This window comes from Faecalibacterium sp. I2-3-92 (assembly GCF_023347315.1).
Lineage (GTDB): Bacteria > Bacillota > Clostridia > Oscillospirales > Ruminococcaceae > Faecalibacterium > Faecalibacterium duncaniae.
In genome coordinates, this window is record NZ_CP094470.1 from 2,518,876 (window position 1) to 2,537,243 (window position 18,368).

Annotated in this window: 16 protein-coding genes and 1 other annotated feature; of the genes, 3 read left to right on the forward strand and 13 right to left on the reverse strand. The window is 60.5% G+C overall.

Annotated features, from left to right (window positions below):
* Window positions 1–80 precede the first annotated feature (80 nt).
* Genes MTP42_RS12260 through MTP42_RS12270 form a run of 3 tightly spaced genes read left to right on the forward strand, consistent with a single transcriptional unit; the run spans window position 81 to window position 2,282 of the window.
* The gene (locus MTP42_RS12260) at window positions 81–701 is read left to right on the forward strand and encodes a LexA family protein (protein WP_005935252.1); all 621 of its coding nucleotides are present in this window, start codon (window positions 81–83) and stop codon (window positions 699–701) included.
* Between the two features lies 1 nt (window position 702).
* Window positions 703–1,395 carry a tRNA (N6-threonylcarbamoyladenosine(37)-N6)-methyltransferase TrmO gene (gene tsaA, locus MTP42_RS12265; RefSeq protein WP_097773323.1) on the forward strand — a complete coding sequence of 231 codons (693 nt, stop codon included), beginning with the start codon at window positions 703–705 and terminating at the stop codon, window positions 1,393–1,395.
* Window positions 1,396–1,406: 11 nt separating this feature from the next.
* The gene (locus MTP42_RS12270; RefSeq protein ID WP_215696552.1) at window positions 1,407–2,282 is read left to right on the forward strand and encodes a LysR family transcriptional regulator; all 876 of its coding nucleotides are present in this window, start codon (window positions 1,407–1,409) and stop codon (window positions 2,280–2,282) included.
* 66 nt (window positions 2,283–2,348) lie between these two features.
* On the opposite strand, the gene MTP42_RS12275 is transcribed toward MTP42_RS12270, so the two are convergent.
* From MTP42_RS12275 to MTP42_RS12330, 13 genes are all read right to left on the reverse strand, one after another.
* The gene (locus tag MTP42_RS12275; protein ID WP_154276927.1) at window positions 2,349–3,380 is read right to left on the reverse strand and encodes a DmpA family aminopeptidase; all 1,032 of its coding nucleotides are present in this window, start codon (window positions 3,378–3,380) and stop codon (window positions 2,349–2,351) included.
* Between the two features lie 117 nt (window positions 3,381–3,497).
* The gene (gene metA / locus MTP42_RS12280; protein ID WP_097771609.1) at window positions 3,498–4,436 is read right to left on the reverse strand and encodes a homoserine O-acetyltransferase MetA; all 939 of its coding nucleotides are present in this window, start codon (window positions 4,434–4,436) and stop codon (window positions 3,498–3,500) included.
* Between the two features lie 136 nt (window positions 4,437–4,572).
* Window positions 4,573–5,847, reverse strand: a complete 1,275-nt coding sequence (locus tag MTP42_RS12285) for an O-acetylhomoserine aminocarboxypropyltransferase/cysteine synthase family protein (protein WP_249257443.1) — start codon at window positions 5,845–5,847, stop codon at window positions 4,573–4,575.
* Between the two features lie 223 nt (window positions 5,848–6,070).
* Window positions 6,071–6,727 carry a methionine ABC transporter permease gene (locus MTP42_RS12290; RefSeq protein WP_156071202.1) on the reverse strand — a complete coding sequence of 219 codons (657 nt, stop codon included), beginning with the start codon at window positions 6,725–6,727 and terminating at the stop codon, window positions 6,071–6,073.
* Window positions 6,724–7,737 carry a methionine ABC transporter ATP-binding protein gene (locus tag MTP42_RS12295; RefSeq protein WP_097771606.1) on the reverse strand — a complete coding sequence of 338 codons (1,014 nt, stop codon included), beginning with the start codon at window positions 7,735–7,737 and terminating at the stop codon, window positions 6,724–6,726. The genes MTP42_RS12290 and MTP42_RS12295 overlap by 4 nt, the downstream gene beginning before the upstream one ends.
* Before the next feature lie 150 nt (window positions 7,738–7,887).
* On the reverse strand, window positions 7,888–8,814 hold the full coding sequence (locus tag MTP42_RS12300) for a MetQ/NlpA family ABC transporter substrate-binding protein (RefSeq protein ID WP_156059821.1): 927 nt from the start codon (window positions 8,812–8,814) through the stop codon (window positions 7,888–7,890).
* 112 nt (window positions 8,815–8,926) lie between these two features.
* Window positions 8,927–9,186, reverse strand: a binding site (T-box leader).
* A gap of 81 nt (window positions 9,187–9,267) precedes the next feature.
* Window positions 9,268–11,070, reverse strand: coding sequence for a molecular chaperone DnaK (gene dnaK / locus MTP42_RS12305; RefSeq protein ID WP_249257444.1), 1,803 nt, complete (start codon window positions 11,068–11,070; stop codon window positions 9,268–9,270).
* 97 nt (window positions 11,071–11,167) lie between these two features.
* On the reverse strand, window positions 11,168–12,229 hold the full coding sequence (locus MTP42_RS12310; RefSeq protein ID WP_249257445.1) for an SseB family protein: 1,062 nt from the start codon (window positions 12,227–12,229) through the stop codon (window positions 11,168–11,170).
* A 127-nt stretch (window positions 12,230–12,356) separates the two neighbouring features.
* On the reverse strand, window positions 12,357–12,989 hold the full coding sequence (locus MTP42_RS12315) for a helix-turn-helix domain-containing protein (RefSeq protein ID WP_249257446.1): 633 nt from the start codon (window positions 12,987–12,989) through the stop codon (window positions 12,357–12,359).
* A gap of 277 nt (window positions 12,990–13,266) precedes the next feature.
* The gene (locus tag MTP42_RS14650; RefSeq protein ID WP_255668635.1) at window positions 13,267–13,389 is read right to left on the reverse strand and encodes a hypothetical protein; all 123 of its coding nucleotides are present in this window, start codon (window positions 13,387–13,389) and stop codon (window positions 13,267–13,269) included.
* 17 nt (window positions 13,390–13,406) lie between these two features.
* The gene (locus MTP42_RS12320; RefSeq protein WP_249257447.1) at window positions 13,407–14,393 is read right to left on the reverse strand and encodes an Ig-like domain-containing protein; all 987 of its coding nucleotides are present in this window, start codon (window positions 14,391–14,393) and stop codon (window positions 13,407–13,409) included.
* Between the two features lie 266 nt (window positions 14,394–14,659).
* Complete coding sequence (locus MTP42_RS12325) at window positions 14,660–16,516, reverse strand: ABC transporter ATP-binding protein (protein WP_249257448.1); 1,857 nt, start codon at window positions 16,514–16,516, stop codon at window positions 14,660–14,662.
* Window positions 16,513–18,342 (reverse strand): ABC transporter ATP-binding protein, encoded by a 1,830-nt coding sequence (locus MTP42_RS12330; RefSeq protein ID WP_249257449.1) that lies wholly within the window; start codon window positions 18,340–18,342, stop codon window positions 16,513–16,515. Before MTP42_RS12330 ends, MTP42_RS12325 begins: the two co-directional genes overlap by 4 nt.
* Between the last annotated feature and the right edge of the window lie 26 nt (window positions 18,343–18,368).

Below are 18,368 nucleotides of genomic sequence, written 5' to 3' on the forward strand. Positions count from 1 at the left end.
CGAAAATCGTTGATTTTAAAGAACTTTTCTGATATACTCACGGCAGAACATTCTTTTTCAGGAAAAGCGAGGTCCCTGCCATGTCAGAACTTTCCCGCCGTATCTTACAGCGTCGGCTCGAGCTGGGGCTCTCTCAGGAAGAGCTTGCCCAGCGGATGGGTTACCGCTCCAAATCCTCCATCACCAAGCTGGAAAAAGGGGTCAACGACATCCCGCAGTCCAAGGTAGAGGAGTTTGCCGCTGCATTGGAGACCACCCCCGCATGGCTGATGGGGCTGGAAAACACTGCGTTTGTCCCGCCGGGGTTTGAGCCCCTGCCCGAAATGGTGCGGGTGCCGCTGGTGGGCAGCATTGCCTGCGGCTCCCCCATCACTGCCGAACAGAACATCGAATGCTACATCGGCGTTCCTGCCGCATGGCACGCCGACTTTGCCCTGACCTGCCACGGCAGCAGCATGGCCCCCACCATCTGCGATGGTGACATCGTCTGCATCCGCTGCCAGCCCGAGGTAGAGCAGGGCGAGATCGCCGCCGTGCGGATCGGCGACGAGGCCACCTTAAAGCATTTTCACCGGCAGGGCGACACCGTTATGCTTCTGGCCGACAACGCCGCCGTCTGCCCGCCCATGATCTATGCCGGGCCACAGTTGAACGAGATCCAGATCGAGGGCAGAGCCGTGGGCTTCTGCAGAGGTTTATAATATGAGCAACGAAACCATGACCCTGAAGGTCATCGCACACATCCACACCGCCTTCCCCACCAAGTTCGGCATCCCCCGACAGAGCGGGCTGGTGGACGGCCTGCGGGGCGAGATCATCTTCACCCCGGAATACCGCAACGCCGATGCCCTGCGCGGGCTGGAGGATTTCAGCCACATCTGGCTGGTGTGGCAGTTCTCCGGCGCGGTGCGGGAGAGCTGGTCTCCCACTGTCCGGCCCCCGCGCCTGGGCGGCAACACCCGGATGGGCGTGTTTGCCACCCGCTCCCCCTTCCGGCCCAATCCGCTGGGCCTTTCCAGCGTCAGGCTAGAGGCCATCGAGCACCGCCCCGAGGTGGGCCCGGTGCTCATCGTGCGGGGCGCAGACCTGATGGACGGCACCCCCATCTACGACATCAAGCCCTACATCCCCTACGCCGACTGTCACCCGGACGCGGCGGCCGGATTCACGGCACAGACCCAGACGCACCGGCTGCGGGTCGAATGCCCGCCGGAGCTGTGGGAGGCCGTACCCGCCGCCGAGCGGGACGGCCTGCGGGGCGTGCTGGAAAACGACCCCCGCCCCTCCTACCAGCACGACCCGGAGCGGGTATACGGAATGGAATTTTCGGGATTGGAAGTCCATTTTGTCGTAGATGGTGCTGTTCTGACCGTGACCGGCATCACCCGCCGCTGAGAGGTGCCGCCGTGGAACTGCGTACCATCAACACCTTTTTGCATATTGCGGAGCTGCACAGCTTTTCCCGTGCGGCACGGGAGCTGGGGTATTCCCAATCGGCTGTCTCCGCGCAGGTGGCCCAGCTGGAAGCCGAATTGGAAACGCCGCTCTTCGACCGGGTGGGCAAAACGGTCCGCCTGACCGATGCCGGGCAGACCTTTCTGACCTATGCCCGCTCCCTGCTGGCCACTGCCGAGCAGGCCAAGGCGGCTCTGCAGCCTGCCCGGCAGGTCAGCGGTACCCTGCGGGTGGCACTGGCGGATTCGGTCTGCAGCACATTTCTGCCCGACCTGCTGCAGCGGTATCACGCCCTCTGTCCACAGGTAGAGCTGGTACTCCGCACCGCCACCGACGATGAGATGCTCCAGATGCTGGGCTCCAATCAGATCGACCTGGCTTACACGCTGGACAAGCCGCTGCTGCAGCCCAGCTTCGTGCTGGCCGTGGATGAGCCGGAGCCCATCTGCGTGGTGGCCCCCGCCGGGCACCCATTGGCCGGGCAGGCGGAGGTCACGCTTCAGGAACTGGCCGGGCAGGAGTTCCTGCTGACCGAGCGGGGCATGAGCTACCGTGATGCCCTCGACCAGTGCATGGCGGCGCAGGGGCTGGCCATCAAGCCCTTTCTCGAACTGGGCAGCGCTTCCCTGCTCTGCCAGATGGTCGAACACGGCATGGGGCTCTCCTTCCTGCCCGAGTACATCGTCCAGAATGCCCTCGCCGCCGGAACGCTGTCCCGCCTGAATGTCCCCGCCTGCCGCGTGGAGATGCGGCGGCAGCTGTTCTACCACAGGGATAAATGGCTCACCCCCCAGATGAAAGCATTCATCACGCTGGTGCAGAGATAAAAAAACAAGCCTTTCCGTCGGTGTCACACTGTGAGGTGCACCACACGGAAAGGCTTGTTATTTACATTATTTTTTCAACAGGTCGGAAAGGCACTGCACCGTCCGGCCATGGTAGCCGGTGACGGTCTCGGCGTGGAGCAGGCTGCTCAGGACGCTTTCCTCCACACACTCGGCCACCGCCCGGAACAGCGGGTTGATGGCATCATCGTGGAGCATCTCCATGGGCAGGAGGGCCTTTTCCGAGTAATGCGGCATCCGGTTGGCCGTGGTAAAGGCCAGAACGATCTCACCCGAACCGTTACCGCAGGCACTGCCGGTGCGGGAAAGCCCCACCAGCGCCCGGTGGCAGAGCCGCCGCAGCTGGCGCTCGCTCAGGGGGATATCTGTTGCCAGCACCGTGATGATGGAGCCCTTGTCCTCATGGGGCGGGATGCGGGCTTCCAGCAGCTCGTGGATGGGTGTGCCCGCCACGATGAGGTCATCGAAGGTGGCATGATTGGAGAGCACCAGTGCCCCGATGGTGTAGGACTTACCGTCCAGCTCCACCAGCCGGGAGGCAGAACCGATGCCGCCTTTCAGCCCGTGGCAGCGCATTCCGCGTCCGGCACCCACTGCACCCTCGGCGAAATCGGCTTTACAGTCTGCCAGAGCGGCAGCCACATGCGCCTCGGTGACATGCAGGCCCCGGATATCGTTCAGGCCGCAGTCGTTGCACTCGCAGACGACCGGGTTCACACTGCCGGTGGTCTCGCAGATATCGGGGTTGCGCTCCAGCATATATTTGACCAGCGCCGTCTCCACGGTGCCCACACTCAGGGTGTTGGTAAACAGGATGGGGGTCTCCAGTGTGCCCAGCTCATCGATCTGGACAAGGCCGGTGGTCTTGCCGAAGCCGTTGATGACATGGCAGGCCGCCAGCACCTTATCATGGAACACATCTCCGGGGTGAGGCAGCAGCGCGGTCACACCGGTCTGGATGTCGCCATCCGCCAGTGTGCAATGGCCCACTGTCACGCCCGGCACATCACTGATCTTATTGCGCTCCCCGTGGGGCAGATGCCCCACCCGGAAGCCCCATTCATTCTTATCGATTCCCATAAATACCTCTCCGTTATTGCTTTCCAATACCGCCCCTCCTGATAGGAGAGGCAGAAAAACAGTCGTGCGTAAACCTGGCTTCCCCATGGGGGAGCTGCCGCAGGCGGCTGAGCGGGTTCACCCCTCAGAGTGCTTCACGCGCTGCATCTCTCCCAGATCATAGGGGGTGTTCTGGTAGACGTAGTAGTTCAGCCAGTTTTCATACAGCAGATGGGCGTGCGCGCGCCAGCGGAAGAGCGGCGGCTGGCTGGGATCATCGTTGGGGTAGTAGTTTTTGGGCACTGCAATGGGCAGGCCCTTGGCAACATCCCGCTTGTACTCCGCATCCAGCGTGTATTTGTCGTACTCCGGGTGGCCGATGACAAAGATCTGACGGCCGTTCTCGGTGCTCATCAGGAAAGGCCCTGCCTCATCGCTCTCGGCAAGGATGCGCAGCGCACTGCAGTGGTCGATATCCTCCCGGCTCATGGCGGTGTGGCGGCTGTGGGGGGCATAGAACACCTCATCAAAGCCGCGCACCAGCGGGTTGGAGGGCCGGATGACCCGGTGCTCGAACACGCCGAACATCTTGGCAGGCAGCAGCTCCTTGCGGATGCCGTAGTGGTAGTACAGGCCCGCCTGCGCACCCCAGCAGACATGCAGGGTTGAATAGACGTTCGTCTCGCTGAAATCCATGATCTCGCACAGCTCCGGCCAGTAATCCACCTGCTCAAAGTCCATGGTCTCCACCGGAGCGCCGGTGATGATCATGCCATCGTAGCGGTTATGCTTCACCTCGTCAAAGGTCTTATAAAAGGCCTCCAGATGGGCCGCGGAGACATGCGTTGCCTCATGGCTCATCGTCTGCAGCAGGGTCATGTGCACCTGCAGCGGCGTGTTGGCCAGCAGCCGGGCGATCTGGGTCTCGGTGGCGATCTTGGTGGGCATCAGGTTCAGGATCAGGATCTCCAGCGGGCGGATATGCTGGGACGCTGCCCGCTCCCGGTGCATGACAAAGACGTTTTCCTCGTACAGTGCATCGTAGGCGGGGAGCGTTTTCGGGATGATGAGGGGCATAGATTCTCTCTCCTTTAAGGGGATTTTATATTTGGCATCGGAGCGAAGCGAAAACATCGAAGCGCGACGGAATGCCAAGGGCTCCCCTACTAGGGGAGCTGGCGAGCGCCAGCGAGACTGAGAGGTTTTATCCGCCTCAAATCTTATCCAAAGCCTGTGCGATATCTGCGATCAGATCCTCAGCGCTTTCCAGACCGCAGCTCATGCGCACCAGCTCTGCGGGCACACCGGCGGCTTTCAGCTGCTCATCGTTCATCTGGCGGTGGGTGCTGGAAGCCGGGTTCAAGCAGCAGGTACGGGCATCGGCCACATGGGTCTCAATGGCGGCCAGCTTGAGCTCCCTCATAAAAATGCTGGCAGCTTCACGGCCGCCGGCCAGACCAAAGCTGACCACGCCGCAGCTGCCATTGGGCAGATACTTTTCAGCCAGTGCGTGGTAGGGGCTGGACTCCAGGCCGCAGTAATTCACATAGGCCACCTTGGGATGGCTTTCGAGGAACTTTGCCACGGCCATGCCGTTAGCGCAGTGGCGCTGCATCCGGACATGCAGGCTTTCCAGGCCGAGGTTCAGCATATAGGCATTCATCGGGGACTGCATGGAGCCGAAGTCCCGCATCAGCTGAGCCGTTGCCTTGGTGATAAAGGCACCCTCTTTGCCGAAGCGCTCGGCGTAGGTGATGCCGTGGTAGCTGTCGTCCGGGGTGCACAGGCCGGGGAACTTCTCGGCGTGGGCCATCCAGTCGAACTTGCCGCTGTCCACGATGGCACCGCCCAGCACTGCGCCGTGGCCGTCCATGTACTTGGTGGTGGAGTGGGTCACGATATCCGCGCCCCACTCAAAGGGGCGGCAGTTGACCGGCGTGGGGAAGGTGTTGTCCACGATCAGGGGCACGCCGTGGGCGTGAGCAGCCTTGGCAAATTTCTCGATATCCAGCACAGTCAGGGCGGGGTTGGCAATGGTCTCGCCGAACACCACCTTGGTGTTTGGCCGGAAGGCGGCGTTCAGCTCCTCCTCGGTGCACAGCGGGTCCACAAAGGTGGCCTCAATGCCCATCTTCTTCATGGTGACAGAAATGAGGTTGAAGGTGCCGCCGTAGATGGTGCTGGATGCCACGATATGGTCACCGGCCTCGCAGAGGTTGAACAGGGCAAAGAAGTTGGCTGCCTGACCGCTGGAGGTCAGCATAGCGGCGGTGCCGCCCTCCAGCTCGCAGATCTTCTTGGCCACAAGGTCACAGGTGGGGTTCTGCAGGCGGGAGTAGAAGTAGCCGTCGGCTTCCAGGTCGAACAGCTTGCCCATATCCTCGCTGGTGGCATATTTGAAGGTGGTGGACTGGATGATGGGGATCTGGCGGGGCTCGCCATTGCCGGGCGTATAACCGCCCTGCACACAGATGGTATCACGGTTCATTGCAACATACTCCTTTACTGGGTTTGTCCGAATAGTACAATTCCCCGCAGGAGCACAGGCCTCCGGCGGGGAATTGAAACGTTGAATTTTACTTCCCGTCCGGGACGAAATGAGGAGAGAACTCCTTCCGTCAAAGCCTTTCGGCTTTGCCAGCTCCCTCAAAGAGGGAGGCTTTAAGGCTCCCTCTCCGAGGGAGCTGGCGCACGAAGTGCGACTGAAGGAGTTACTTCCTCAGCCTCTTATCGCTTCTGGCGGCCCAGAAGGTGCCAACGGTCTGGAAGATCTGCACCAGCAGCACCAGCAGGATGACGCAGACGATCATAATGTTGGTCTGGTAGCGGTAGTAGCCGTAGGAAAGGGCGATCTTGCCCAGACCGCCGCCGCCGATGACACCGGACATGGCCGAGTAGCCCAGAATGGTGGTCAGGGCCGTGGTCATGCTGGAGATCAGGCCGGGCAGGCACTCGGGGATCATTACCTTGGTGATGATCTGGAACGGGGTCGCACCCATGCTCTGGGCGGCTTCCACCACACCCTCATCCAACTCGCGCAGGCTGGTCTCCACCAGACGCGCCACAAACGGGAAGGCCGCCACCACCAGCGGGACGATGGTGGCCTTGGTGCCTACGGTGGTGCCCACGATGATACGGGTCAGCGGAAAAACGCAGATCATCAAGATCAGGAAAGGCACGCTGCGCAGGATATTGATGATGATATTCAGCAGGTGCATCAGCCAGCCGGGCAGGGGCAGAATGCCGTCTTTATCACCGGCCACCAGCAGCACACCCAGCGGCAGGCCGATGACCAGAGAGAACGCGGTGGAGAGCACCGTCACATAGAAGGTCTCCCAGATGGCAAAGCCATAATCTGCAATGGTCATTCTCCGGTCACCTCCTCCACCGTAATGCCGGGCTGTGCCCGCATATAGGCAGCAGCCTGTTTTGCTTCGTCCAGGTCAGCGGGCAGCTTGAGCAGCATGGAGCCGTAGCACTGGCCGCTCAGGTCGCGGGTATCGGCGCTGAGCACCGACACCAGAATGCCCTTTTCGGCGGCAAGGCTTGCCACCAGCGGTTTTGCGGCGGAAGAACCGTTGAAGGTCACACGCACCACATGATCGTCCGGCGCAAAGCTGGACAGGTCGCGGGCGGCGCTGCCGCCGTTGGGAGCCACCAGACGCTTTGCCGCGGCGGTCTTGGGGTTGGCGAAGATCTCCTTCACCTCGCCCTGTTCCACCACAACGCCGCCGTCCAGAATGGCAACGTGATCGCAGATCTCCTCCACAACGCTCATCTGATGGGTGATGACCACCACCGTGATGCCCAGCTTCCGGTTGATGTCCTTGATCAGGGTCAGGATGGAGTGGGTGGTGTTGGGGTCCAGCGCGCTGGTGGCCTCATCGCAGAGCAGGACCTTGGGGTCAGTTGCCAGTGCGCGGGCAATGGCAATGCGCTGCTTCTGGCCGCCGGAGAGCTGGGCCGGGTAGGCGTTGGCCTTATCGGGCAGGCCCACCATTTCCAGCAGTTCCTTGGCGCGCTTTTCGGCTTCCTCTTTCTTCACACCTGCCAGCTCCATGGGAAAGCAGATGTTCTTCAGGCAGCTGCGCTGCATCAGCAGGTTGAACTGCTGGAAGATCATCGTGATCTCCCGGCGGCGCTGGCGCAGCTGGGCAGGCGTGAGCTTTTCCATCTCCACGCCGTCAATGACCACGCTGCCCTCGGTGGGGCGCTCCAGCAGGTTGATGCAGCGCACCAGCGTGGATTTTCCCGCGCCAGACATGCCGATGATGCCGTAAATCGAACCATCCGGGATGGTCAGGCTGATGTCCTTCAGCGCATTCACTGCGCCGTCCTTCATCTGGAAGGTCTTGGAAAGGTGTTTGATCTCGATCACAGAAATTGCTCCTTGCTGTTGAATAAACTCCTTCAGTCAAATCCTTACGGATTTGCCAGCTCCCTCATGGAGGGAGCCTGAAACAGAACGGTCAGGCAAAGGCCCCCTCCCCGAGGGGGCTGTCACCGCAAGGTGACTGGGGGAGTTCGCTTAACCCTCGATCGGGCTCAGGTCGCTCTGCTTGCCGCCGTAGATGCCCATGGGCTCAACGTGGATACCGGCAACGGAGACCAGGTGGGTGCCCTTCTCCTCATTGAAGTTGTCCAGGTAGGGCTGATGCTGGAAGTAGTTGGTGTCGCACTGGCCATCCTCAACGATGGTGTTGGGGATCACATAGTCATCGTACTCCTGGATGTCCAGCGTAATGCCCTTGTCGGCCAGGATCTGCTTGCAGACCTCCAGGATCTCGCAGTGGGGAGCGGGGGTGGCAGCGCAGCTGACAGTCTCACCGTTCAGTGCGTCATAATCGATGGAAGAATCATAGCCGTCGGTGGGATCTTCCACAACAGAGACCACAGCGCCGCCGTAGCTCTCGGTCATAAAGTCCTTGACCTGCTGGCTCTGCAGGGCAGCGACCAGAGCCTTGATCTTGGGCTCCTCCTCATTGCCTTCCTTGCAGACCAGAACGTTGACGTAGGCAGAGGTGCCGTCCTCCATGGCCAGAGCGTCGGTCATGGGGTCCAGACCGGCAGAGATGGCGTAGTTGGAGTTGATGACAGCGTAGTCCTCATCCTGCAGGACATTGGGCACCTGGGCAGCCTCGACCTCGTCCACATTGACGTTCAGGGGGTTCTCCTCGATATCGTTCTTGGTGGCGGTCAGGCCTGCATCTGCCTTCAGCTTGAAGAAGCCGTTCTTCTCCAGCAGGGTCAGAGCGCGGGCCTCGTTGGTGGTGTCGTTGGGAACAGCGACCTTGATCTTGTCCAGCTTGGCAGCGGTGGAGGCAGCCTCAGAGGATGCAGCGCCGGAAGCGGCGGAGCTTGCGGTGGAGGAAGAGCCGCCGCAGGCGGTCAGGGCAGCGGCAGCAGCGGCCACGCCGGAAACTTTCAGAAAATTACGACGAGTGATCTTAGACATTTTGTTTTCCCTCTCTACTTTTACAAAAATGTTTTTGTGCGGTGCGGCACAATCCGCACCCTTTGCACCGGAAGCAAAATAAAAAAGCTTCCGTCCTCAGCGGGCATACACCCACAAGGACGAAAGCGTAAAACTTCCGTGGTACCACCTTGGTTTACTGTCCCCTCACAGAGACAGCCTCACTGCTGCGGCGTTTTGCAACGCGACAACCGGACGCTGTAACGGGCGCTCCCGTCGCAGGCTTAGCACTCTTGCACTTCGCCCCCGCGGCTCCGAGACCATTTTCAGTTCCCTGTTTCCTGCCCTTTTCCACCGCCCGGGCTCTCTGGAAGGATCAATGCGAAAACCTACTCTTCTCTTCACAGCCATTTTTGTGATATTGCATACATAATACCCCACTCTTCCGGGTTTGTCAACCCTTTCAACGAAGTTTTTCAGTAGGGAATTGCCCGCTTACTGCCGGCCGGCATCCTGCTCCGTGCTGTACAGCACCATCAGGTGGTTGGCACTGGCTTCCAGCTGGGATTTTGCCTGACGGAGGTTCGCTTCTTCGGTCTCGTTCATCTTTTCGGGCTTATCCTTGCGCAGGCAGCGGCGCAGGCTGGCAAGGTCGTTCTTGACTCGGTTCTTCTCGTCCTTGTCCAGCTCCTTTTTGCACTTGGAGAGGGCCTCATCCACCTTGTAAGCCAGCATCTCGGCCTGGTTGTGGAGCTCCAGCCGCTCCCTGCGGCGGGTATCCTCCTCCTCGTAGGCGGCAGCATCGGCCATGGCACGCTGGATCTCGTTCTCAGAAAGATTGGTGCTGCCGGTGATGGTAATGTTCTGCTCCCGACCGGTGCCCAGATCCTTTGCGGACACCTTGACCACGCCGTTCACATCAATGTCAAAGGTGACCTCGATCTGGGGCTTGGAGGAGAAGCCGGAGCGGATGCCGGTGAGCTTGAATTTGCCCAGGCTCTTGTTGTCGCGGGCAAAGTGGCGTTCGCCCTGCAGCACGTTGATCTCTACGCTGGTCTGCATGGGGCGGGCCGTGGTAAAGATCTGGCTCTTGCGGGTGGGGATCATGCTGTTGCGGGTGATGAGGGGAGTGGCCACGCCGCCCAGTGTCTCAATGGACAGCGTCAGTGGGGTGACATCCATCAGCACAAGGCCCTGCGCGGCCGCGCCGGTGGCACCGGCCAGCTTTCCGCCGCCCTGCAGCAGGCCGCCCTGCACGGCGGCACCCATGGCCACGCATTCATCGGGGTTCAAGGTGTGGCTGGGCTCACAGCCCAGCAGCTCCCGGACCTGCCGCTCCACAGCGGGCATCCGGGTGCTGCCGCCCACCAGCAGGACTTTGCCCAGCTGGCTGGCGGAAATCCCGGCATCCCGCAGGGCGTTCTGCACCGGCTGAACGGTGCGGGCCAGCAGGTCACCGGTCATCATCTCAAACTGGGGGCGGCCCAGGCTCAGATCCAGATGGTGAGGGCCATCCTTGCCCACTGCGATAAACGGCAGGTTCAGCTGGGCGGAAAGCGCACTGGAAAGCTCCTTCTTGGCCTTTTCTGCTTCCTCCTTCAGACGGCCCATGGCGGCGGGGTCCTTGGTCAGATCGATGCGGTCAGACCTGCGGAACTCCGCCACAGCCCACTCAACGATGCGCTCGTCAAAGTCATCGCCGCCCAGATGGGTATCGCCGCCGGTGGCCAGCACCGTAAAGGTGCCGTCCTCGATCTCAATGATCGAAACATCAAAGGTGCCGCCGCCCAGATCATAGACCAGGATTTTCTGGGGGGCTTCGTTGTCCAGGCCATAGGCCACTGCGGCGGCGGTGGGCTCGTTGATGATGCGCAGAACATTCAGGCCCGCAATGCGGCCCGCGTCCTGAGTGGCCTTGCGCTGGCTGTCGTCAAAATAGGCAGGCACCGTGATGACAGCCTCGGTCACCGGTTCGCCCAGATAGCTCTCGGCATCGCGGCGGATCTTGGTCAGGATCATGGCGCTGATCTCCTGCGGGGTCAGGTCTCTGCCATCGATATGCACCCGATAATCAGAACCCATGTACCGCTTGATGCTGGACACCGTGCGGCCGGAGTTTGTGGCGATCTGGCGCTTTGCCGCGCCGCCCACCAGACGCTCGCCATCCTTGGTAAAGGCCACCACGCTGGGGGTGGTGCGCTCGCCTTCGGCGTTGGTGATGACCACAGGCTTGCCGCCCTCCACCACCGCCACGCAGGAGTTGGTGGTGCCAAGGTCGATTCCGATCACTTTGCTCATAGTGCTTGTCCTCTTTTCTTCGGCGCAGAATATTTCCTTGAATATCTTACCGGTTTCCTATGACGATTTCTTAGAACAAATGTAAAGAAACTGTGTTTCAGGCGTTTTTATCGTCGGCCAGCAGCTGATCGGTCAGCAGTTCAGCCTCCCGCAGCCAGTCGGCAGCATCCGTTTCGCCCTCGGCCTGCAGGATCCGAAACCCCTGCACGGCTTCGGCCACCTGCAGCAGCGCCTTTTTGCGGGAAAGGTACTGGGTTTCGTACTGGGCAAGGCGCAGGCAGACCTGCGGGGTGTAGGCGATGTCCGGCACCTCCCGGGCAGCGCTCTGGGCGCGGCGGTAGTATTGCAGGGTCTCAGCCATCTCCCCGCCCGATGCGGCACAGTCATCCCCCAGGGCGATCATGGCCTGCACCTCCCCGGCCTGTGCGGCCTTTTTCCACATCCGCCGGGCCTGGGTCTTATTCTTCCGGACACCCCGGCCATAGTACAGGCAGTCCCCCAGGGCAGAAAGCGCCTCGGCGCTGCCCGCCTCGGCGGCGGCAGTGTAGTGGGCCGCCGCATCCTGCCAATCCCCGGCCCGGGCGGCGGCGTGCCCTGCTTCCAGCTCCTGAGCGCCGGGGTTGTCGCTTCCCCGCTCCGATTTCAGCAGCCCGCTGAGCAGGGAGACATCCAGCGTAGCAGAGCTTGTCCACGGGTCCAGCACCACACCGTCGATGCCGTCCGTTTCCAGCGCATACTCCATGGCGCTGCGCAGGCTGCGCTCCACCATGGGGCGGGTGGCGCTGGCCTTTTCCGCCTCGGCGTTCTTTACCGAGGTGAACAGCGGCAGATAGTTCCGCTCTTTCCGGGTGTGGAGCAGCCAGGGCGGCAGGCCCTCTGCCCGCTCCTCCGGGATGGGCAGGTGTGCCCAGGGGGCGGCCCCGCTCTGGGGGTCCACCGCCGCATCCAGCGGAACCAGCACCTTGGTCTGCAATTCCAGCGCATAGTTCAGGGCGTTCATCAGGCTCCAGAAATGTTCCTCGTTCTGCTCCCGGTACAGCCGCGCCACGGCCTCCTCCACAAACGGGCAGCCTGTGCCCACCGGCCCGTACTGCGGCGCAGTCCGCTTTTTTCCGCTGCCCACCGGCCGGAAGCGCCGACCGCCCATGTTGTATGCCATTTATCTCACCCTTCTTTTTCATCAATAGGATAAGTATAGCAGGAATCCGCAAATTTCACAATATTTTCCCGCAGGCAGCCGAACGCAAAAACAGCAGGCGGCTGCACATGGCCGTCTGCTGTTCGGTTCACTCTTCTGCCGGTTTCTCCGCATCGTCCAGATAGTTCTCGATGCTGCCGATGCTGTACCGGTTCTCGTTGGCTTTCACGCTCCGTGCACTGGCATCGTAGCAGGCTTCCAGAATGGGCATCACTGGCTGCTGGCCCTCCGGGTCGGTCAGATGTCCGATGGCCCGGGCCTCATAGTAGTTGTCGATGATCTGGTTCACGATCCGTTTGCGGTCACGGAGCGGAGTCTGCAGGTTGGCCAGCAGCTCCTGCCGGATGCCGCAGCTGTTGCTGCCGTGGTCACCGAACAGGATGTAATACTCCTGCTCGATCTCCAGCGGTGCAGCCTGATGCAGATAATAATCCGTCAGTGCCCTCCGCTTCTTTTCGGTGCTGAAGCCCTTGATATCCTCCATGCCGCGCGGAAAGAGTTCCGGATGCCGGATCCACATTTCATAGGGCCCCACCGGCAGGTGCAGAGTATCGAATACATCCAGAAAATCCTCCAGCGCAATGCGGATCTCGCCCCGCTCCCATTTCTGAATGGTACGCTTGTCCCGCCCCAGCATATCCGCAAGCTCCTGCTGAGATCTGCCCGCCATGTTCCGGGCAAAGGCAATGGCTTCCCCGATTCGGTTCCGGTAGTTGGTCATATTCTTTCCCTCCTGACACACACTTGTACACCAGGCATTCCAACGTCTGGCGACATAAAATACTTTCCTCTGATAAAAGGATAATGGTTTGTCCCGCCTTCTGTCAAGAGTTGCAAATTCAATCACTTCACGTCAAATTATTGTTAAATGTGTCATCCAAGCCGGGCAGCCGCCTTTTTTGCAGAGATTTCGCCGCTCCGTGGGGCATCCGCCCCCTGTCTTAAACAACGTTCGGGCCATTTTGTCCTTTTTCACCTGCCAGAGGCAGCCGGATGTGTCATGTACACCACACCATGCGACGCAAAATATTTTTTGCAAAAAATTCCTCTTCGGCAAGTTTTTCCCAGCGCATCCGTTTCCATACACGCAAAAACCGCCCATAGCCGTCAAAAACAGCCATGGGCGGGTGCTTTTTCTTTATGCCAGTTTATTCAGCCTTACGGCAACGTAGGGATCAGGGAGCTTGAGCTCGTCAGCAAGGTCGGCTTCAGATTCGTACTTCTCCGCCGCCATGCCCACCACAACGCTGCACACATCAAAGCGTCCGGCAGGCGAAAGAGCCGTGACCTTGGCTTCTCCATCGGCAATGGCGGTCACCACGCCGTCCGCATCCACGGTAACGACACCGGGGTTGCTGCTGACCCATGTAATGGGCACACTGCCGCCGCCCTCCACCGCAACGGTGGCCGTCAGGCGCTCCTGGGTGCCCACGGTGCGGAGCAGCAGGTCACTCTTGTTCAAGGTCACCTTGCCGATATCCGAAGTTACCGTGACGCTGCACCGCAGAGCCTGGCCATTAGAGACCATTGCCGTGATGGTGGTGGTGCCCGCCGCCTGAGCTGTGACAAGGCCCTTGTCGCTGACCGTGGCAACCTCGGGGTTGCTGCTCATCCACTGGTAGACATAGAGGAAGGAGTGGTCGCTGTTGGTCAACTGGAGCTGATGGGTGGGGTGCAGGTCATTGTACTGCAGCACAAGGCTCAGGCTGGTGGTATCCAGCGTGGGCTTTTTTCTGGCTGCTTCTTCATTTTTGCGGGTCACGGTCACCTTGCAGGCGGCACGTTCGCCGTGGTCGGAGATGGCGGTGATGATGGCAGTGCCCGCATTGCGGCCCGTCACCTTGCCGTCGCCATCCACCGTGGCAACATTGGAGTTGCTGCTCATCCAGACGATGAAGTAATAATCGCTCTGTCCGCTGGTGTACAGGTAGCCCTTGGGGCGGGGGTCATCATCGGTGATCTCCAGCTCCATCTCGGTCAGCTCCAGTTCCAGCTTGGAGCCGGTTCCGGTCAGGCTTGTCAGCACACCGGGCGCGGCCTGCGCGGGCAAAGGGGCAGCCAGCAGGGCCCCGCTCAGAGCCAGCAGGGCCAGAAGCCGCCCCGCGGTTTGGAATTTCCATTTCATTGGGTCGAACTTCCCTCCTTGTTTCATCCCATGGGATCAAAGGAATGCCGCACACATGGAAAAATTTCGCGTCCATGATTTTTCTCACTACTGATTCATTTTACACGTCCGGCCAATGTGGGTCAAGTTTTTCGCCCAAAGTGCTGTGCTTTCGCACCCGATTTCGTCGGGAATTCCAGTTTTTTCCGATTTTTTTGTGCAGAACATCAGGGCCAAAAAGCGCTCAGTCACCTCCGGTGACAGCTCCCCTGATAGGGAGGCCAGGTTCACGCGCTTTCTTCGGTGTAATACTGTGCCTGGGCGTTCCACAGTTCGTAATACTTTCCATCCGGCTCCCCCAGCAGTTCCTCATGGGTGCCCTGCTGGACGACCTCGCCGTGGTCGAACACGGCGATCTCATCACAGAACTTGCAGGAGGACAGCCGGTGGCTGATATAAATTGCAGTCTTATCGCCCGCGATCTCGTTGAACTTTGCGTAGATCTCCGCTTCAGCCACCGGGTCCAGGGCGGCGGTAGGCTCATCCAGCACGATGAAAGGTGCATCCTTGTACAGGGCCCGGGCAATGGCGATCTTCTGGGCCTCGCCGCCCGAGATGGTCACGCCATCCTCGTCCAAATCTTTGTAAAGGCAGGTGTCCAGCCCCTTGGGCATCCGGGCCAACCGGTCGGAAAAGCCCGCTTTTTGCAGGCAGTCGGCGGCACGGGCGACATCATAATGCTGGGCCGTGGCAACATTCTGGCCCAGCGGCAGGGCGAACAGCTTGAAATCCTGGAACACCACCGAGAAGATATCCATGTACTCATCGTAGCGGTACTTACGGATGTCGATGCCGTTGAGCAGGATGACACCCTCGGTGGGGTCGTATAGGCGGCAGAGCAGCTTGATGAAGGTGGTCTTGCCGCTGCCGTTCATGCCCACCACGGCCAGCCGCTCCCCCACCTTGAAGGTCATGCTCAGGTGACGCAGGGCATATTGCTCGCTGCCGGGGTACCGGAACGAGACATCCAGGAACTCCACGGTATACTGGCGGTCGCTCCGCTTTTCGGTGGTCAGGCTGCCCTTGTACATCTTGTTGGGCAGGTCAAGATAGTCATAGAGCGTTTTCAGGTAGGGGGCGTTGAATCTGCAGTCGCCCACGGCGGTGAACAGCCCGCCGATGCCCACAAAAAAGTTGGTGGCTGCACCCACATACTGGGTCACAGCGCCCAGACCAAAGGCCCCGCCGTAGGCCTTCAGGCATACAAAGAGGTAGGCAAGACCCATGAGCAGAGCCGAAGCGGCGTTGCCCGTGGCATTCAGGATGCCGAATTTCCCCTTGCGGGCCCGCTCAAAGGCAGGCATGGAGACGTCGGCGTGATCTTTCAAAAACTCGAACTGGTCGTACATCCGCACATCCAGCGCCTTTTTGTCGTCCCGACATACCCCCATGAGGAAGGCCCAGAGCCGGTTGCCCCAGCGGCCCTCCTCCTCGATATCCGGGCTGCTGATGCCCGCGCTGGAAGCGCACACCGGCGAGAGCCACGCCACGGCTAGGATCAGCACCAGCACTGCCGGAACACAGAGCGGGCTGTTGAAGACTGTCAGCGGGCCGGCGGGCACCCTGGCCGTGAACAGCCCCACCGACAGCACCGCGCCGCCCAGAATACGGAATACCGCCGCGGATACACTGTCCAGCAGCGCCACAGCGTTGGGATTGCCGCCGCTGCAGAAGCTTTCGCTCTGCTGGATGAAATTGTAGAGGTCGTAGACCTGCTGGCTGTCCTCGTCGGCATAATCCATGGACATCTGCTTTTCCATAAAGCAGTCATGGCCCAGCTGCCAGTTCAGCTGTTCCCGCTCCACGCTCTTCCAGTGGAGCAGGACCGACCGCACCAGCGTGAGCAGAGCGGTCACGCCCAGCACCCACGCCACATCCACGGCAAGGGCCTGCGGGTCCCGCGCGTCCGACAGCTCAGCCACCAGCCGGGCCGAGAACCAGACCACGGCATAGGGGCTGACGGCATCCGCCAGTGCCCACAGCACGGTGGACAGCACAAATCGGGGCGTATTTTTCCAGTAAAAGCGCCAGGCCCGCAGGGTCAGCCGGACGCTTTCCTTCAGGGTCATTTTTTCTTCGTTCATACAGCCTTGCCCTCCTTGTAATATTTGCTCTGCACCGCAAACAGCTTGGCATAGCCGCCGTTTTGGGCCATCAGCTGGTCGTGGGTTCCCTCCTCGAGCACACGGCCGTTTTCAAGGAAGAGAATGCGGTCACAGAAACGGGTGGAGGCCAGTCGGTGGCTGATGAACAGGCTGGTGCGGCCCCGGGTCATCTCGTTGTACTTCTGGTAGATATCATCCTCGGCGATGGGGTCAAGGGCGGCAGTGGGCTCATCCAGCACAAGAATAGGCGCGTCTTTATACAGGGCACGGGCCAGCATCAGGCGCTGGGTCTGGCCGCCGGAGAACTCCACGCCGTCCAGATAGACATCCCGGCCCACATGGGTCTTGATACCCGCCGGGAGGGATGTGATTTTTTCCGTCAGCCCTGCCTGGTCAAGACAGTACCGCACCTTTTCCTCGTCGATGCCGTCCATGGCCTGGGCCACATTCTCGGCCACCGTGCAGGAGAGCACGCTGAAATCCTGAAAGACCGCTTCAAACAGCTTGTAGTAATCCCGGCGGTTATACTGCCGGATATCCTGCCCGTTCAGCAGAACACGCCCCCCGGTGGGGTCAAGGAAGCCGCAGATCAGCTTGACCAGTGTCGTCTTGCCAGCGCCATTCAAGCCCACGATGGCCAGGTTCTCGCCGGGGTGCAGTGTCAGGCTCATGTGGGCGATGGTGTTTTTCTCCGCACCGGGGTAGCGGTAGCTCACATCCTCCAGCTGCAGCTCATAGGGCATATCCAGCCGCTTTTCCAGCGGGATGCCCTCCTCAAACCGGAAGGGTTCCGGCAGCTCGAGGAACTCCCGGATGGTGGAGATGTCCAGGCTCTGCTTGCGCAGGAGGGCAAACTGCTCCATCAGGCCTGTGACCCACTGGGCAAAGCCGGAGGCCGCACCGAAGTAGAGCAGGAATTCCGACACCGGCAGGCCCCTGGTCACGGTGAGCCAGAGCAGATAAGCATAGGCCGCACCGTTGCGCACCAGCAGCAGGGCCAGGTCGATGAGGTTGGCGGTCAGGTAGGCGCGCTCCCGCTTTTCGAGAAAGGCATAGTTGAGCCGCAAAGCAGAATCGTACAGGTCAGTGAGCCACTGCCGCAGGCCGAAGATGCGAATATCCTTGCCGAACTCGCGTCCCTCGGCGGTGTTGCGCAGGTAATGCAGGCTCCGGGTGATCTTTGCCCCCTCCTCCCGGTGGCGGTAGCCCCACTCGTTGATATTCCTGGTGGAAAAATAGCTCACCACAGCGGTCAGGGCCGTCAGGACACAGAGCCAGGGGTTCAGCCCGGACAGCAGAGCCAGATACACCCCGAAGCCGATGAGATTTGTCATGATATCCGTCCAACTTTTCCAAAAAGCCTCGCCGGAAGCACGGTTGTTCATACAGGCATCGTGGCCCTTCTGATACATCAGACGGAAGGCTTCATCCAGCAGGTTGGCATAGGCCGTGCGGGTGCGCTTGGTGTTGATGCGCTTCAGCAGCTCCAGCCGCACGCCGCACCGGCCAAACATGGTGAGGTGGTCGATGTAGTAGCACAGCGCGGTCAGGGCAAACAGCAGGATGGTGAACCCGCCGATGGCACCCAGCAGCTGGCCCAGCGGCGCGCCGCTTTCCAGTTTGCCCAGCACCGCCGGGCTGATGAGCATTTCGGCAGTGGTCTTGCCTGCCGTGCAGACGGCCAGCAGCACCACCAGCAGCGGCACGCTCCGTCGGGTGTCCCAGGCCACCGAGAGCATGTAGGCAGTGTTCTGCCAGACATTGTATTTGGGCTTTGGCTTTTTGGTTTTCTCGTTCTTTCCCATTTTGGAATCCCCTTTCACTTGTCTGG

Excerpts from the sequence above, each read along its gene's own strand:
- MTP42_RS12300 (WP_156059821.1), bottom strand. The coding sequence starts at position 8,814 with ATGTCTAAGATCACTCGTCGTAATTTTCTGAAAGTTTCCGGCGTGGCC.
- MTP42_RS12260 (WP_005935252.1), top strand. The coding sequence starts at position 81 with ATGTCAGAACTTTCCCGCCGTATCTTACAGCGTCGGCTCGAGCTGGGG.
- MTP42_RS14650 (WP_255668635.1), bottom strand. The coding sequence starts at position 13,389 with ATGGCTGTTTTTGACGGCTATGGGCGGTTTTTGCGTGTATGGAAACGG.
- MTP42_RS12290 (WP_156071202.1), bottom strand. The coding sequence starts at position 6,727 with ATGACCATTGCAGATTATGGCTTTGCCATCTGGGAGACCTTCTATGTG.
- MTP42_RS12330 (WP_249257449.1), bottom strand. The coding sequence starts at position 18,342 with ATGGGAAAGAACGAGAAAACCAAAAAGCCAAAGCCCAAATACAATGTC.
- dnaK (WP_249257444.1), bottom strand. The coding sequence starts at position 11,070 with ATGAGCAAAGTGATCGGAATCGACCTTGGCACCACCAACTCCTGCGTG.
- metA (WP_097771609.1), bottom strand. The coding sequence starts at position 4,436 with ATGCCCCTCATCATCCCGAAAACGCTCCCCGCCTACGATGCACTGTAC.
- MTP42_RS12325 (WP_249257448.1), bottom strand. The coding sequence starts at position 16,516 with ATGAACGAAGAAAAAATGACCCTGAAGGAAAGCGTCCGGCTGACCCTG.
- MTP42_RS12310 (WP_249257445.1), bottom strand. The coding sequence starts at position 12,229 with ATGGCATACAACATGGGCGGTCGGCGCTTCCGGCCGGTGGGCAGCGGA.
- tsaA (WP_097773323.1), top strand. The coding sequence starts at position 703 with ATGAGCAACGAAACCATGACCCTGAAGGTCATCGCACACATCCACACC.
- MTP42_RS12320 (WP_249257447.1), bottom strand. The coding sequence starts at position 14,393 with ATGAAATGGAAATTCCAAACCGCGGGGCGGCTTCTGGCCCTGCTGGCT.
- MTP42_RS12285 (WP_249257443.1), bottom strand. The coding sequence starts at position 5,847 with ATGAACCGTGATACCATCTGTGTGCAGGGCGGTTATACGCCCGGCAAT.
- MTP42_RS12275 (WP_154276927.1), bottom strand. The coding sequence starts at position 3,380 with ATGGGAATCGATAAGAATGAATGGGGCTTCCGGGTGGGGCATCTGCCC.
- MTP42_RS12315 (WP_249257446.1), bottom strand. The coding sequence starts at position 12,989 with ATGACCAACTACCGGAACCGAATCGGGGAAGCCATTGCCTTTGCCCGG.